At 69.3% G+C, this 14,731-nt stretch carries 13 protein-coding genes; all 13 read right to left on the bottom strand.

Annotation, left to right across the window (positions count from 1 at the left end):
- Positions 1-69: 69 nt before the first annotated feature.
- The 13 genes from OIC96_RS39805 to OIC96_RS39745 all read right to left on the bottom strand — a co-directional run bounded on the left by OIC96_RS39805 (position 70) and on the right by OIC96_RS39745 (position 14,710).
- Complete coding sequence (locus OIC96_RS39805) at positions 70-960, bottom strand: Pro-rich N-terminal domain-containing protein (RefSeq protein ID WP_330303173.1); 891 nt, start codon at positions 958-960, stop codon at positions 70-72.
- A 196-nt stretch (positions 961-1,156) separates the two neighbouring features.
- The gene (aroB, locus tag OIC96_RS39800) at positions 1,157-2,248 is read right to left on the bottom strand and encodes a 3-dehydroquinate synthase (protein ID WP_330303174.1); all 1,092 of its coding nucleotides are present in this window, start codon (positions 2,246-2,248) and stop codon (positions 1,157-1,159) included.
- Positions 2,245-2,727: a shikimate kinase gene (locus OIC96_RS39795; protein WP_330310021.1), complete on the bottom strand. Its 483-nt coding sequence runs from the start codon at positions 2,725-2,727 to the stop codon at positions 2,245-2,247. The genes aroB and OIC96_RS39795 overlap by 4 nt, the downstream gene beginning before the upstream one ends.
- A gap of 29 nt (positions 2,728-2,756) precedes the next feature.
- Positions 2,757-3,941, bottom strand: coding sequence for a chorismate synthase (aroC, locus tag OIC96_RS39790; protein WP_330303175.1), 1,185 nt, complete (start codon positions 3,939-3,941; stop codon positions 2,757-2,759).
- Positions 3,942-4,160: 219 nt separating this feature from the next.
- Positions 4,161-4,619 carry a (2Fe-2S)-binding protein gene (locus tag OIC96_RS39785; protein WP_330303176.1) on the bottom strand — a complete coding sequence of 153 codons (459 nt, stop codon included), beginning with the start codon at positions 4,617-4,619 and terminating at the stop codon, positions 4,161-4,163.
- Positions 4,620-4,644: 25 nt separating this feature from the next.
- Positions 4,645-6,852, bottom strand: a complete 2,208-nt coding sequence (locus OIC96_RS39780; RefSeq protein ID WP_330303177.1) for a xanthine dehydrogenase family protein molybdopterin-binding subunit — start codon at positions 6,850-6,852, stop codon at positions 4,645-4,647.
- A gap of 137 nt (positions 6,853-6,989) precedes the next feature.
- Positions 6,990-7,829: a shikimate dehydrogenase gene (locus OIC96_RS39775; RefSeq protein ID WP_330303178.1), complete on the bottom strand. Its 840-nt coding sequence runs from the start codon at positions 7,827-7,829 to the stop codon at positions 6,990-6,992.
- Entirely contained in the window at positions 7,810-9,627 is a 1,818-nt protein-coding gene (mltG, locus tag OIC96_RS39770; RefSeq protein WP_330303179.1) for an endolytic transglycosylase MltG, read from the bottom strand. Before mltG ends, OIC96_RS39775 begins: the two co-directional genes overlap by 20 nt.
- 133 nt (positions 9,628-9,760) lie before the next feature.
- Positions 9,761-10,681 carry an RNA-guided endonuclease InsQ/TnpB family protein gene (locus OIC96_RS39765; RefSeq protein ID WP_330303180.1) on the bottom strand — a complete coding sequence of 307 codons (921 nt, stop codon included), beginning with the start codon at positions 10,679-10,681 and terminating at the stop codon, positions 9,761-9,763.
- Positions 10,682-10,731: 50 nt separating this feature from the next.
- On the bottom strand, positions 10,732-11,196 hold the full coding sequence (gene ruvX / locus OIC96_RS39760) for a Holliday junction resolvase RuvX (RefSeq protein ID WP_330303181.1): 465 nt from the start codon (positions 11,194-11,196) through the stop codon (positions 10,732-10,734).
- Between the two features lie 16 nt (positions 11,197-11,212).
- Entirely contained in the window at positions 11,213-13,885 is a 2,673-nt protein-coding gene (gene alaS, locus OIC96_RS39755) for an alanine--tRNA ligase (RefSeq protein WP_330303182.1), read from the bottom strand.
- Positions 13,885-14,244 carry a DUF6167 family protein gene (locus OIC96_RS39750; RefSeq protein WP_330303183.1) on the bottom strand — a complete coding sequence of 120 codons (360 nt, stop codon included), beginning with the start codon at positions 14,242-14,244 and terminating at the stop codon, positions 13,885-13,887. Before OIC96_RS39750 ends, alaS begins: the two co-directional genes overlap by 1 nt.
- Positions 14,245-14,251: 7 nt before the next feature.
- On the bottom strand, positions 14,252-14,710 hold the full coding sequence (locus OIC96_RS39745; protein WP_330303184.1) for a DUF948 domain-containing protein: 459 nt from the start codon (positions 14,708-14,710) through the stop codon (positions 14,252-14,254).
- Positions 14,711-14,731: the final 21 nt, after the last annotated feature.

The raw sequence follows: 14,731 nt of genomic DNA, 5'->3' as shown, positions 1-14,731 counted from the left end.
CCGGATGTCGCCGGTTGTGCGGGGCCGGACGTGTGCACAGTGGTGTCCGTGCAGGAGGTTTCTGGAGGTTCACCACTGCGGCGGGCTGGCGATCGACCGGGCGAGGACGTCGTCCAGGACGCGCGCCGTGGCCGGTACGTCGAGCTGCGAGTTGTCGATGATGGGGAGCCCCGATCCGTACCAGCCGGCCATCCGGCCGTGGATGCGGGCGACTTCCTCGTCGGTGAGGCGGCGGTTGCCGGAGCGCTCGGCGTTGCGCTCCAGGACTATCTCCAGCCCTGGGAGCAGGACGACGGGCAGCAGGCCCGGCCCTACATGCCGCTTCCAGCCGCCGAGGCCGACGACCGGACGGTCCGGGAAGACGGCGTCGTCGAGGATGCAGGAGATGCCGTTGGCCAGGAAGTTCCGCGCCGCGAAGCCGCAGGTGCGGCGGGCGAGACGATACTGCGCCTCAGAATGATCGTTCCACCCCGACTGCGGGTCCGCGAAGCCCGAGCGCACCCATTCGCGTACGTCGTCGAGGCTGATGTGGGCGGTGGGGACCCGGCGGTGGTCCGCCCAGTACTTGGCGACGCTGGTCTTTCCGGCGCCCGCGGGGCCGATGAGCAGCACCGCGAGCGTGGTGGCCGTGAGGTCGGGCGTGCCCGCGGCGGGCGGCGCGCTCGGTATGGCGACGGGGCCGCCCGGGGGCAGCTGCACATGCCCGGTGGTGTCCGGCGTGGGCGGCACGGGCGCGTGGTGTGCGGGCTGGGCCGGAGCGTGGTGGGGGGGCACGTGATGCTGCGGGGCCTGCACGGGAGGAACCCCGGGCGGCATGGGCGCCCCGGTGAAACCCGGAGCGGGTGCGGGACCCGGGTGACCCGGGTGCCCCGGGTGCTGTCCGGCCGGCGACCAGCCGGCGGCCGGTCCCTGCCCCGGCTGGTGGGGCGGCGGCAGCGGGGCCCCCACTGCGTGCTGCATCCGGTGCCACTCCGTCTCGTACAGGCAATTGGCGCTGGCGAACGGGGTGTCGATCCCGTCCGCTACCGAACGGTACCTTCCCCGGCCGCCGTTGTGTGAACGGCCGGGGAACGTGCGAAGTGCCCATAGTCGAGGGGCAAAACGGGCCAAGTGCGGGCCCGTTGGACGTTACGTCCGCCGTGGGCCCCGCCGCTTGCTACTCCCCGACCTCGCCGTACGCGGCGAGCAGGACGGCCGGGTCCGGGCCCTCCAGGACCGTCGGCTTGGCGAGGCCGTCGAGGACGATGAAGCGCAGCAGGTCGCCGCGGGACTTCTTGTCGACCTTCATGTTCTCCAGGAGCTTGGGCCACTGGTCGTAGCGGTAGCTCAGCGGGAGGCCGACGGACTCCAGGATCGTGCGGTGGCGGTCGGCGGTCTCGTCGTCCAGCCGGCCCGCCAGACGGCCGAGTTCGGCGGCGAAGTGCATACCGACGGCGACGGCCGCGCCGTGCCGCCACTTGTAGCGCTCGTTCTTCTCGATGGCGTGCGCGAGGGTGTGCCCGTAGTTGAGGATCTCGCGCAGCCCGGACTCCTTGAGGTCGCCGGAGACGACCTCCGCCTTGACCTTGATGGAGCGCTCGATGAGCTCGGCGGTGTGCGGGCCCGTGGGCGTACGGGCCGCCTCGGGGTCGGACTCGATGAGCTCCAGGATCACCGGGTCGGCGATGAAACCGGCCTTGATGATCTCCGCGAGCCCGGAGACGAAGTCGTTGACCGGCAGCGAGTCGAGCGCGGCCAGGTCACAGAGCACGCCCGCGGGCGGGTGGAAGGAGCCCACCAGGTTCTTGCCCTCGGCGGTGTTGATGCCGGTCTTGCCGCCGACCGCCGCGTCCACCATGGCAAGCACCGTGGTGGGGACGGCGATCCAGCGCACCCCGCGCAGCCAGGTCGCCGCCACGAAGCCGGCCAGGTCGGTGGTGGAGCCGCCGCCCACGCCGACGATGACGTCGGTGCGGGTGAAACCGGACTGACCGAGCGCCTTCCAGCAGTAGGCGGCGACCTCGGCGGTCTTGGCCTCCTCCGCGTTCGGCACCTGGATGGCGACGGCCTCGAAGCCCTGCCCGGCCAGATCGGCACGGAGCGCGTCACCGGTCTCGGCGAGCGCCTCGGGGTGGATGACCGCGACGCGCTTGGCCTTGTCGCCGACCAACGCGCCGAGCTCACCGAGGAGTTGACGGCCGACGAGGACCTCGTAGGGGTCGGTGCCCGCGGTGCCGCCGACCTGGATACGGGTCACTGCCTCGCTCATGCTTCCTTCAACTCCAGTGCGTCGAGGACCGCCTGGGCGACCTCTTCGGGGGTACGGCCGTCGGTGGCCACGACCGCGCGGGCTACTTCGGTGTAGAGGTGACGGCGCGCGTCCATCAGCTCGCGCCACTGCCGGCGCGGGTTGACGGCGAGCAGCGGCCGGGCCGCGTTCAGGCCTGTGCGCTGGACCGCCTCCTCGACGTCCATCGAGAGATAGACGACCCGGTGTCCGGCGAGCAGTGCGCGGGTGTCCTCGTCGAGGATCGCGCCGCCGCCGAGCGCCAGGACACCGTCGTGTTCGGCGAGCGCCTTGTGCACGGCCTGCTTCTCGATGGCGCGGAAGACGGGCTCGCCCTCGTCGACGAAGATGTCGGCGATGGCACGGCCCTGCTCGGCCACGATGTCGTCGTCCGTGTCCCGGTAGGCGCAGCCGAGCCGCTCGGCGACCAGCGCGCCCACCGTGGACTTGCCGACACCCATCGGGCCGATGAGGACGAGACGCGGAGCGGTCACCGCACGACCAGGTTGTCGAGGTAGGACCGCACGTTGCGGCGGGTCTCCGGGACGCTGTCGCCGCCGAACTTCTCGGCGACCGCGTCCGCCAGGACGAGGGCGACCATGGCCTCGGCGACGATGCCGGCGGCCGGGACCGCGCAGACGTCGGAGCGCTGGTGGTGGGCCTTGGCGGCCTCGCCGGTGGCGACGTCGATGGTGGCGAGCGCGCGCGGCACGGTCGCGATCGGCTTCATCGCGGCACGGACGCGCAGCAGCTCACCGGTGGTCAGACCGCCCTCGGTGCCGCCGGAGCGCCCGGAGGTGCGCCGGATGCCGTCCTCGGTGTGGACGATCTCGTCGTGCGCCTTGGAGCCGGGCACGCGCGCCAGCTCGAAGCCGTCGCCGACCTCGACGCCCTTGATGGCCTGGATGCCCATGAGCGCGGCCGCGAGCCGGGCGTCGAGACGCCGGTCCCAGTGCACGTGCGAGCCGAGGCCCACCGGCACGCCGTACGCCAGCACCTCGACCACGCCGCCGAGCGTATCGCCGTCCTTGTGGGCCTGGTCGATCTCCGCGACCATCGCCTTCGACGCGTCGGCGTCGAGGCAGCGCACCGGATCGGCGTCGAGCTTCTCGACGTCCGAGGGCTTGGGGTAGACGCCGTACGGCGCCTTGGCGGCGGCGAGTTCGACGACGTGCGAGACGATCTCGATCCCGGCCGTCTCCTTCAGGTACGAACGGGCCACCGCGCCGAGCGCCACACGGGCGGCGGTCTCACGGGCGGAGGCGCGCTCCAGGATCGGGCGGGCCTCGTCGAAGCCGTACTTCTGCATGCCCGCGAGGTCGGCGTGACCGGGCCGGGGCCGGGTCAGCGGGGCGTTGCGGGCCAGGTCGGCGAGGATCGCCGGGTCGACCGGATCGGCCGCCATGACCTGCTCCCACTTGGGCCACTCGGTGTTGCCGACCATGACGGCGACCGGGGAGCCCATGGTGAGACCGTGGCGTACGCCGCCCAGGAAGGTGACCTCGTCGCGCTCGAACTTCATCCGGGCACCGCGTCCATAGCCCAGGCGCCGCCGGGCAAGGTGGTCCGCCACCATCTCCGTGGTGATCGGCACGCCGGCGGGAAGACCCTCCAGCGTCGCGACAAGTGCGGGACCGTGGGACTCCCCCGCGGTCAGCCAGCGCAACCTGCTCAACGGTGCTCCTCATGCTCGCGCCCTGGTACTGCTGCTGCGTACGCGCGTCCTCGCGTACGGCGACGGCGCGACCGGGTGCGCGGCCCTGGCCCGCCACCTCCGATCCTCCCACGTCTCGGCCCGGGATTCGGCCGCAGGTCCATCAGGCGGACGGACCTCGTCAGGTACCGCGGCCCTCGTACGCCCCCTCCGGGTCGCGGCCCGCGTACCTCCCCGTCATCACGCCATCCGGGCCGCCGCGCTCTTGATCGCCTCACGGATGCGGAAGTACGTGCCACAGCGGCAGACGTTCGCGATCTCGTCGATGTCGGCGTCCGTGGGGTTCTTCGTGCGCTTCAGCAGGGCGACGGCCGCCATGATCTGGCCGGGCTGGCAGTAACCGCACTGGGCCACGTCCTGCTCCAGCCAGGCTTCCTGGACCGGGTGCAGCTTGTCCCCGTCCGCGAGCCCCTCGATGGTGGTGACCTCCCGGCCCGCGGCCTCGGCGACCGGAACCACGCAGGGCCGCACGGCCTCACCGTCGAGGTGGCTCGTGCAGGCCTTGCAGACGTCGATGCCACAGCCGTACTTGGGTCCGCGGACGCCGAGCAGATCGCGCAGCGCCCAGAGCAGGGGCAGGTCGTCGGGGGCGTCGACGGTGACGGTCTTCCCGTTGACGGTGAAGGTGTGGGAGGGCATGTACGGGCTCCTGGTACGCGAGGTCTCAGCGCGGGAAGGGGGTGAAGTCGACGTCGAAGTTCACCGGGAAGCTGCGCGGCTTGGTGCTGGTGGCCCGCGCGTAGGCGTTGGCGATGGCGCCCACGGCGGCGGGAACGCCCAGCTCACCCGCGCCGCCGGGATCGTGGTCCGTCGGCAGGACGAAGATCCGCACGTCCTTCGGGGAGTCCTTCTGTCGCGCGTAGTGGAACTGCGAGTAGCTGCCTTCCAGTGGAAGCCCCTTGTCGATGTGGAGCCCGGCCCGCAGCGTGGTGGAGATCGCGTCCGTGAGTCCGCCGAGCAGCTGCGCCTCAAGGCCGCGCGGATTGACCGGCCGCCCGACGTCCGCCGCGATCACCGCCTTCGTGACCCGGGGCTTCCTGGGATCGGTGGCGTCGATCTCCACCAGGCAGGCGGTGCAGGACTTGTACTCCTCGTGGAAGCCGACGCCCTGGGCCCAGCCGGCGGGCAGTGTCCGGCCCCAGTCGCCTTCCTCGGCGACCTTGTCGAGGACGGCGCGCTGCCGGTCGGTCTTGAGGAAGGAGCGCCGGAAGGCGACCGGATCCTGGCCGAGCTTCGCCGCCAGCTCGTCGACGACGATCTCCTCGGCACCCCGTGTGTTGGCGGAGTACACCGAGCGCCACGACCCGGTGTGCATCTTCAACGGCACCTCGGTGAGCGCCTGGGTGGTGACGCCGAAGTTGTACGGGGACTTCACCGTGGTCAGGAACAGGGTCTGCGCGAAGGTGGCGTTGCCGAGGCCAGTGGGCAGCGAGGCCGCGGCGGCGGTGATCGCGTCCCCGAGACCGTGCCGGAAGTCGGTCTCCACGGCGGCCACCTGGTGGACGAAGGTGAGGACCTGACCGGCGGCGTAGGTGGCGCGGATCCTGTGGTGCGTCGCGGGCCGCATCCGGCCGTGCCGCATGTCGTCGATGCGCGACCACATCAGCCGCACCGGGCGGCCGCTCTTCTTGGACACGACGGCCGCCTCCAGCGCGGCGTCGTAGAACAGCCGGCGCCCGAAGGAGCCGCCCGACTGCACCACATGCACCTTGACCTTGCTCACCGGCAGTCCGACGGCCTGCGCGATGGCGGCCTGGGCGACGATCGGCGACTTCATGCCCGACCAGATCTCGGCCCCGTCCGCCCGTACGTCGGCCACGGCGGAGTTGGTCTCCATCGGCGCGTGACTGGCGAACGCGAAGTCGAACTCGGCGTCCACTTTCTTGACCAGAAGCCCGAGCAGATCGAGGGACGGCGTCGCCGCCTTCAGCTTCGCGCGGATGTCGTCGTCGGAGAGGCTGTCGACCGTGCCCCCGCCCCAGACGACGTCCAGGGCGTTCTTGGCATCGAGGGCCTGACCGAAGGTCTCGGCGATCACGGCGACGCCGGTGTCGATGGTGACCACGTCGAGGACCCCGGGCATGGCGCGTACGACAGCCTCGTTGTTCACCGCCTTCACGGTGCCGTTGACGGTCGGCGGACGGCGGACCATGCAGGGCTTGGCGCCGGGGATGTCGAGGTCGAGCGTGTAGACCTGCTTGCCGGTGACGAGAGCCCTGGCGTCGATACGGGAGGTGGGGGTGCCGACGAGGGTGTGCTCGGACTCCTTCTTCGGCGTGACGGTCAGCGAGCCGAGGTCGAAGGAGGCGGCGGCCGCCGAGAGTGCCCCGTAGGAGGCGGTGCGGCCGTCGGGTGCGCTCACTATCCCTTGACGGACCGTCAAGTCTCCTGCGCTCACGCCCCATTGCTTCGCCGCCGCGCCGACCATGCGCGCGCGGGCGGCCGCCGCGGTGTGCCGTACGGGGTCGTACAGCGAGCGGATGGAGTTGGAGCTGCCGGTCAGCTGGTTGAAGAGCAACTCGGGCCGGGCGTCGTCCAGTTGAATGCGTACCTGGTCGAGCGGCGTGTCCAACTCCTCGGCCACCAGCATGGCCACCGCGGTGGTCAGACCCTGCCCGACCTCTTCCCTCGGCAGCCGGAAGCGGACGATGCCGTCGTCGTCGACGCTCAGGACCAGCATGCCCGCGGTGGGCTTGCCTGCCAGGATCAGCAGATCGCCGAGGTCGATCAGATCAGCGGGCGCGGGCGGGGTGGGGATGGCCGCCTCGGCGATGCCGGGTTCATAGGCGTCCAGACCGATCTTGGTCGCCACGGCCAAGGTGGGCGCGGCCACCAGGTAGGTGAGAAACCTGCGCCTGCCGTGTCCAGTCATGGGGGCTCCGTTCACGCGCCCGCCGCCGTCGCCGGGCCGTCCGGAGATCATTACCGGAGGTAAGCCTGGCGTTCAAGAGCGCACACATGATCGGACCATCAACCGCCAACCCCTCACAGACACCCGCCGCCGAACCCCTACCGGGCAGCGAGCGCGTGCTCCCCCGCCTTCCGCATGGCGTCCAGCGGCGCGGGCGAACGGCCTGTCATCTGCTCGACCTGGAGCACCGCCTGGTGCACCAGCAGATCGAGTCCGCTCACCACGGCACCGCCGTACGCGGACCAGCGCGCCGCGAGGTCCGTGGGCCACGGCTCGTACAGCACGTCGAAGAGGGTCGCGGGCCGCTCGGGGACGGCGGCGGCGAGCGCGTCCGTGGTACCGGCCGGGGTCGTGGCGATCACCAGCGGCGCCCGCAGCGCCTGCTCCGCGTCCGCCCAGTCCGCGATCCGCACCTCGACATCGAGCCGCTCGCCCCACTGCCGCATCTCGGCGGCGCGCGCCTCACTCCGGACGTACGCGACGACCTCGCCGGTACACACCCGGGCGAGAGCAGCCAGAGCGGAGGAGGCGGTGGCGCCCGCTCCGAGGATGGCGGCGGAGTCCACCTCCTCGATCCCGCGCTCACGCAGGGCGGCGACCATCCCGGGGATGTCCGTGTTGTCGCCGACGCGCCGCCCGTCCTCCGTGAACACCACCGTGTTGACCGCCTCGACCGAGGCCGCCGTCTCACTGATCTCGTCGACCAGCGGAATCACGGCCCGCTTGAGCGGCATGGTCAACGACAACCCCGCCCACTCCGGCCCGAGCCCCTCGAAGAACCCGGGCAGCCCCTCCTCGTCGACATCGAAACGGTCGTACGACCAGTCGCTGAGCCCCAGCTCCTTGTACGCGGCGCGGTGCAGCACCGGGGAGAGGGAGTGGGCGATGGGGGAACCGAGTACGGCGGCTCGGCGGGCGTCAGTTGCCCGAGCTGTCATTGAATTTTTCCTTGAGCCTCTGGAATTCGGCATACGTCTTGGCGAATTCGGTGTTGCTCTCACCGTCCGTCGCCACGAAGTAGATCCAGCCGTCATCGGTTGGGTTGAGTGTCGCCTTCAACGCGTCATCACCCGGGTTACCGATCGGTCCGGGCGGCAGACCCTTTCGCGTGTACGTGTTGTACGGGCTCTTATTGGTGTTGATCTCGGACTCGCTGATGTGGATCTTACTCTGGCCCTTCAAGTAGTTGAAGGTGGAGTCGAACTGCAACAGCTGATTGGTCTCGGTATTGGTGGGCTTCAGCCGGTTGTAGATGACTTCGGCCATCTTGCGGAAGTCGTCATGGGTCTTCCCCTCGGCCTGCACGAGGCTCGCGACCGTGATGACCTGCAGCGGGTTGTCCAGGTTGAGATCCTTGGCCTTCGCCTTGAGGTCCAACGTGGCGTACTTCTGCGAGGCCTGCTCCACCATCTTCTTCAGCACGTCCTCGGGCTTCATGCCCTTGGCAGCGGGATAGGTGGCCGGGTAGAGGAATCCTTCCAGCGGGTCCTTGACGTCGCTGCTGGTTTTCGCCCAGTCCGGAAGTCCGAGGCTCTTGTATTCCTTCAGGGCAACTTTCTTCGTGGTGCCGCCGGGAAGCTGGAGTTTCGCGTCGATCAGGGTGTAGACCTTGGAATTTCGCTGCCCGGGATAAACGACCACATTGTTCTGGCTCTTGGGGTCGAGCATCAACTTGACTGCGTTCGCGGCCGACATCTCCTGCTTCAGCAGATAGGCGCCCGCCTGGATCTTGTCCCCGTCGGGATTGTTCTTCTGAGCGGACACGAAGGCGTCGACGCTCTTGATGACGCCGGCGTCCTTCAGAGCCTGGCCGATGGCGTAACCGCCGGCCCCCGAGGGAATCTCGACCGTCACGGCCTCGCCCGTGCCGCTCCCCGTGTAGTCCGGCGCCGGGCCGAAACGTTTTTGGTAAAACTGGTACCCGAAATACCCGACTCCGCCGAGCCCGCCTCCGAACACCAGCACGACCACCAGGCAAGCACAGCCGCTGCGGCGCTTCTTGCCCTTGCCGGCGCCCTTGCCCCGGCGGTCGCCGCGGCCGCGCCCGCTCTTCGGGTCGTCGTCATCGAAGTCGTCGTCATCGTCGCCACCACCGGCGAAGAAGGCGTGCTCGCCCTGGTCGGGACCGGGGTCCCAGTCGGTCTGCGGCTCAGGTTCGGCACGGCGGCGAGCCGGCGGCTCCGGCGGCGGATAGGCGTCAGGGGTGCCGTAGTAGTCGGGCTGCTCACCGCTGTACTGGCCCGCGTACGGGTCGGCCGGATCGGCTGCGTACGGGACATGTGTGTGCGTCCCGGTGTTCCAGCCGCCGTCGTTGTACTGCTGCTGCCCCTGACCGCCGTACTGCTGCTGCCCCTGGTCGACGTACTGCTGCTGCCCTTGGCCGTTGTACGGGTGCTGCGTCTGGTCCGCGTACTGCTGCGGGTGCCCCTGACCGGGGAAGTGCTGCTGGTTCTGGTCGTGGAACTGCTGCTGGCCCTGGCCGTGATACTGCTGCTGGCCCTGGTCGACGTACTGCTGCTGGTTCTGGCCGTACGCGCCCTGCTGGCCCGCGGCCCACTCGCCGTACTGCGCCTGCGCCTGCTGCTGTTGCTGCGGCTGCTGCGGATAGTGCTGCGGCTGGCCACCGTCATAGGCGGACTGGCCGTCGGCGGCCTGTCCGCCCCATCCGCCGTCCCCGTACAACGGGTCCTCCGGATGCCACGGTTCGGAGCCTGGGCCCCGGCCATACTCAGTCATCAATCCCCTACGAGCCGCGAGGCGGCGGCTGCTGGCGCTTGTGGCACGGCTCCCGTCCGCCTCTTGCTGTGCGGCGGCTGTTCGAACACCACCGCATCGCGCGGAACGTTACCGTATCGCGATCAGTTGACATTCATTTCTCCGGCCTGGAGTGTCCAGCAGTCGCCTGCTTGGCTTCCTGCTTCGCAGCCGGCAGCCCCGTCCGGGAAGCATCCCGTTGAGGTCTTACACCAGCTCCACAGGCTGTGACCGCCTGCCCGACGGCCAGAAGGTTCTTCGCCCCGTTAACGTCCCTGTCGTGATGGGTTCCACAGGCGGGGCATGTCCACTCACGGACGTTCAGCGGCAGCTTCCCAAGGTGGTGCCCGCACGCCGAGCAGGTCTTGCTCGACGGGTACCACTGGTCTACGACCACGAGCTTGCGCCCGTACCAGTGACACTTGTAGTCGAGCATGCGGCGCAGCTCAGCCCACGCTGCGTCCGAGAGCGCGACAGTCTCGTGCGCTGCGTCAATCAGCGGCCGGACGGTCGGATCCTCGGCCAGAAGAGAAACAAACCATCGCCCTGCCGGATCCCGTGAAACCGTCACAGTCGATGGCTCGGCGCCATCAGGCAAGGGCCTCGACCAGACGATGTCGAGGGGTTGGTCCATCATGGCCAGCGTCAAGCGACCATCCCGCCAACGGAACGCCGAGCGCGTGTACTCCGCAGATGCACGCGACTTCTTCTTCGCCTTGAAGCGGGGGTACTTCGCCCGCCCCTCCCAGAAGTTGACGAACGCCGCCTGGAGTTGGCGGAGCGCCTGCTGGAGGGGAACCGACGAGACCTCAGAGAGGTAACTGCACTCCGCTGACTTCTTCCACTCCGTCAGCAAGGCCGAAGTCTGAACGTAGTTGCCGCGCTCCTGCCTTTGGTACCAGGCCTCTGTACGCGCTTGAAGAGCCAGGTTGTAGACCTTGCGCACGCACCCGAAAGTGCGCGACAGCTCTGCTGCCTGCGCATCAGTTGGGTAGAAGCGGAACTTGAACGCCCGCCGCACGTGCTTGGTTTTCACATTTCACACCCTAAGGATGCTCCTTGTGAGATGTAGGGGAATCGTAAAAATCAGACAGTGCCTTCGACGCCCTCGCCGGGAGATTTACCTGACACCCGCTCGGATTCCAGCGCCTGCTGCAGAATGATGACGGCGGCGGCCTGGTCGATGACGGACCTGCCCTTTTTGGACTTCACGCCCGAGGCGCGCAGGCCCTGACTGGCCGTCACTGTGGTCATCCTCTCGTCCACGAGCCGCACCCCGATGGGGGCGATCCCCCGGGCGAGCTCCTGGGCGAAGGCGCGGACCTTGACCGCGGCCGGGCCCTCGCCCCCCTTGAGGGAGCGAGGGAGTCCGACGACGACCTCGATCGGCTCGTACTCCTCGACGAGTTGCTTCAGCCGGCGGTGGGCGGCCGGGATGTCACGTCCCGGGACCGTCTCGACCGGTGTCGCGAGGATCCCGTCGGGGTCGCACGAGGCGACTCCGATGCGGGCGTCCCCGACGTCGATGGCGAGCCGACGGCCTCTGCGCATATTTCTTGGCCGTTTCTTACTTGGCGGTCTCGGCGACGAGTCGCTCGACCGCGTCGATGGCCTCGCCGATGGCGGCCGGGTTCTGGCCGCCGCCCTGGGCGACGTCCGGCTTGCCGCCACCGCCGCCGCCGAGGGTCTTGGCGGCCGTACGGACCAGGTCGCCGGCCTTGAGACCGCGCTCGCGGGCGGCGTCGTTGGTGGCGATGACCGTCAACGGCTTGCCGTTGGCCGTGGTGAACAGGGCGACCACGGCGGCCCGGCCGCCCTGAATGCGGCCACGCACGTCGAGAACCAGCTTGCGCAGGTCGTCGGCGGAGGTGCCGTCCGGGACCTGGCCGGTGACCAGGGCGACGCCGTGCACGTCCTTGGCGGAGTCGACGAGACCGGCGGCGGCCTGGAGGACCTTCTCCGCGCGGAACTTCTCGATCTCCTTCTCGGCATCCTTCAGCTTGCCGAGCATGGCGGAGACCTTCTCCGGAAGCTCCTCGGGACGGCCCTTGATCAGCTCCTGGATCTGGGCGACGACCGTGTGCTCGCGGGCGAGGAAGTTGTACGCGTCGACGCCGACCAGGGCCTCGATACGCCGTACGCCGGAGCCGATCGACGACTCGCCGAGCAGCTTGACCAGGCCGAGCTGCGAGGTGTTGTGGACGTGCGTGCCGCCGCACAGCTCCTTGGAGAAGTCGCCGATGGTGACGACACGGACCCGCTCGCCGTACTTCTCGCCGAACTCGGCGATGGCGCCCTGCTTCTTGGCCTCGTCGAGGCTCAGGATCTCGGCGTGCACGTCCAGGTCGCGGGCGAGCACCTCGTTGATCTGCTGCTCGACGTCCGTCATCACGGTCGTGGGCACGGCCGACGGGGAGCCGAAGTCGAAGCGGAAGCGGCCGGGCTGGTTCTCGGAACCGGCCTGGGCGGCCGTCGGGCCGAGGGCGTCGCGCAGGGCCTGGTGGGTGAGGTGCGTGGCCGAGTGGGCGCGGGCGATGGCCGTACGACGGCGGACGTCGATGGAGGCCTGGGCCTTGGCGCCGACGGTGACCTCGCCGACCTGGACGACGCCCTTGTGGACGTACACACCCGGGACCGGCTTCTGGCAGTCGCGGACCTCGATGATCGCGCCGGTGTCGACCTTGATACGGCCGGTGTCGCCGATCTGGCCGCCGCCCTCGGCGTAGAACGGGGTGCGGTCGAGGACGATCTCGACCTCGTCGCCCTCGGTGGCGGCCGGGGAGGAGGCGCCGTCGACGAGGATGCCGACGATCGTCGACTCGCCCTCGGTGCGGTCGTAGCCGACGAAGTCGGTCTCGCCGGCGGCGTCGGCGATCTGGCGGTAGGCGCCGAGGTCGGCGTGGCCGGTCTTCTTGGCCCGGGCGTCGGCCTTGGCCTGGTCCCGCTGCTGCTTCATCAGGCGGCGGAAGCCGTCCTCGTCCACGGAAAGGCCCTGTTCGGCGGCCATTTCCAGGGTGAGGTCGATCGGGAAGCCCCAGGTGTCGTGGAGCAGGAAGGCCTTGTCGCCGGCGAGGACCTTGCCGCCGGAACCCTTGGTCTCGGTGATGGCCGTGTCGAGGATGTTCGTGCCGGCCTTCAGCGTCTTGAGGAAGGCGGCCTCCTCGGCGAGGGCCACGGTCTCGATGCGCTGCCGGTCGGTGACGAGCTCCGGGTACTGCTGGCCCATCATCGCGATGACGACGTCGATGAGCTCCTTGACGACCGGGCCGGTGGCGCCGAGCAGACGCATGTTGCGGATGGCGCGGCGCATGATGCGGCGCAGGACGTAGCCGCGGCCCTCGTTGCCGGGGGAGACACCGTCGCCGATGAGCATCACGGAGGTACGCATGTGGTCGGTGACCACGCGCAGCGAGACGTCGGACTCGTGGGCGGCGCCGTACTCGACGCCCGTCAGTTCGGTGGCCTTCTTGATGACAGCCATGGAGGTGTCGATCTCGTACATGTTCTGCACGCCCTGCAGAATCATGGCGAGGCGTTCCATGCCGAGGCCGGTGTCGATGTTCTTGCTGGGCAGCTCGCCGAGGATCTCGAAGTCGTCCTTCGAGATGCCCTCACCGCGCTCGTACTGCATGAAGACCAGGTTCCAGATCTCCACGTACCGCTCGTCGTTGACGGCCGGGCCGCCCTCGACGCCGAACTCGGGGCCGCGGTCGTAGTTGATCTCGGAACACGGACCGCAGGGGCCGGGGACGCCCATGGACCAGTAGTTGTCCTTCTTGCCGAGGCGCTGGATGCGCTCGGCGGGGACACCGATCTTGTCGCGCCAGATGGACTCGGCCTCGTCGTCGTCGAGGTAGACCGTGATCCACAGGCGCTCGGGGTCGAGGCCGTAACCACCCTTGTCCTGGGGCGAGGTGAGCAGCTCCCAGGCGTAGGTGATGGCACCTTCCTTGAAGTAGTCGCCGAAGGAGAAGTTGCCGCACATCTGGAAGAACGTGCCGTGCCGGGTGGTCTTGCCGACCTCTTCGATGTCGGGCGTGCGCACGCACTTCTGCACGCTGGTGGCGCGCGACCACGGCGGCTTGACCTCGCCGAGGAAGTACGGCTTGAAGGGGACCATGCCGGCGGGGACCAGGAGCAGAGTCGGGTCGTCCGCGATGAGCGACGCCGAAGGGACGACGGTGTGACCGCGCTCCTCGTAGAAGCTCAACCAGCGGCGGCGGATTTCAGCCGACTCCATCAGTGGTCCTCATTCCGGTTGTACGAGTACGTCGTGTTCTCGATGTACTTGATCTGCTTGTCGTTGCCGACGTTCTGCTTGCTGTCGCCGATCGCGGCGCGGCGCCGCTGTGCGGGGAGTTCGGGGTCCGGGCGGTCGTTCAGACCGAGCACCTCGCCGAGTTCGGCCTCCCGCTGGGCCATGCCGTCGCGGACGTCGAGCGCGAAGTCCTTGAGCCGGTGACCCGCGTCGATCGCCTTGTTGGCGGCCTGGGCCGCGAGGCTCTCGGGGGTCAGCTGCTTGAGCTTACGGTTGACCTTGGTGGTGGCCCACACACCCGCGGCTGCGCCGGCGGTGAACCAGAACGTACGGCGGAACATCGCTGCGTCAGTCCTTCTTCCGCTTTCCCCGTCGCGCGGACGGGACGGTGCGGCCCACGATCACGGTACGCCGGGACGCCTTGTCGGGCACATTCTCACGACGGCCTCCGATGGCCTGGCGCACGCCGTAGCCGAACGCCGCGACCTTCACCAGGGGGCCGCCGAAGGTGGAGGCGACGGTCGTCGACAGCGCCGACGCGTTCGACGTGACCTCCTGGACGTCCGACGCGATGGCGTCGACCCGGTCGATCTGCGTCTGCGCGGAGCGCACTGCCGCGGATGCGTCGGCGAGGAGCGGGACGGCCTGGTCGGTCACGTCCGCGACGAGCTTGGTGGTCGCCCTGAGCGTCTGGGCCAGCCTCACCAGCGCGACGGCGAGGAAGGAGACCAGGATCGCCCAGAAGACGGCCACCAGGATCCCGGCCACCTCTCCACCGGACACTGTGCACCCGCTCCCTGACTGCATGCCTGAACATCGAAAAGTCGT

This window comes from Streptomyces sp. NBC_00775 (assembly GCF_036347135.1).
In the GTDB taxonomy this organism is placed as follows: Bacteria; Actinomycetota; Actinomycetes; order Streptomycetales; family Streptomycetaceae; genus Streptomyces; species Streptomyces lutosisoli.
This window is presented reverse-complemented; position numbering and strand designations above follow the sequence as displayed.

Excerpts from the sequence above, each read along its gene's own strand:
- OIC96_RS39775 (WP_330303178.1), bottom strand. The coding sequence starts at position 7,829 with ATGACAGCTCGGGCAACTGACGCCCGCCGAGCCGCCGTACTCGGTTCC.
- ruvX (WP_330303181.1), bottom strand. The coding sequence starts at position 11,196 with ATGCGCAGAGGCCGTCGGCTCGCCATCGACGTCGGGGACGCCCGCATC.
- OIC96_RS39785 (WP_330303176.1), bottom strand. The coding sequence starts at position 4,619 with ATGCCCTCCCACACCTTCACCGTCAACGGGAAGACCGTCACCGTCGAC.
- mltG (WP_330303179.1), bottom strand. The coding sequence starts at position 9,627 with ATGACTGAGTATGGCCGGGGCCCAGGCTCCGAACCGTGGCATCCGGAG.
- aroB (WP_330303174.1), bottom strand. The coding sequence starts at position 2,248 with ATGAGCGAGGCAGTGACCCGTATCCAGGTCGGCGGCACCGCGGGCACC.
- alaS (WP_330303182.1), bottom strand. The coding sequence starts at position 13,885 with ATGGAGTCGGCTGAAATCCGCCGCCGCTGGTTGAGCTTCTACGAGGAG.
- OIC96_RS39795 (WP_330310021.1), bottom strand. The coding sequence starts at position 2,727 with ATGGGTGTCGGCAAGTCCACGGTGGGCGCGCTGGTCGCCGAGCGGCTC.
- OIC96_RS39750 (WP_330303183.1), bottom strand. The coding sequence starts at position 14,244 with ATGTTCCGCCGTACGTTCTGGTTCACCGCCGGCGCAGCCGCGGGTGTG.
- OIC96_RS39745 (WP_330303184.1), bottom strand. The coding sequence starts at position 14,710 with ATGCAGTCAGGGAGCGGGTGCACAGTGTCCGGTGGAGAGGTGGCCGGG.
- OIC96_RS39805 (WP_330303173.1), bottom strand. The coding sequence starts at position 960 with ATGCAGCACGCAGTGGGGGCCCCGCTGCCGCCGCCCCACCAGCCGGGG.
- OIC96_RS39780 (WP_330303177.1), bottom strand. The coding sequence starts at position 6,852 with ATGACTGGACACGGCAGGCGCAGGTTTCTCACCTACCTGGTGGCCGCG.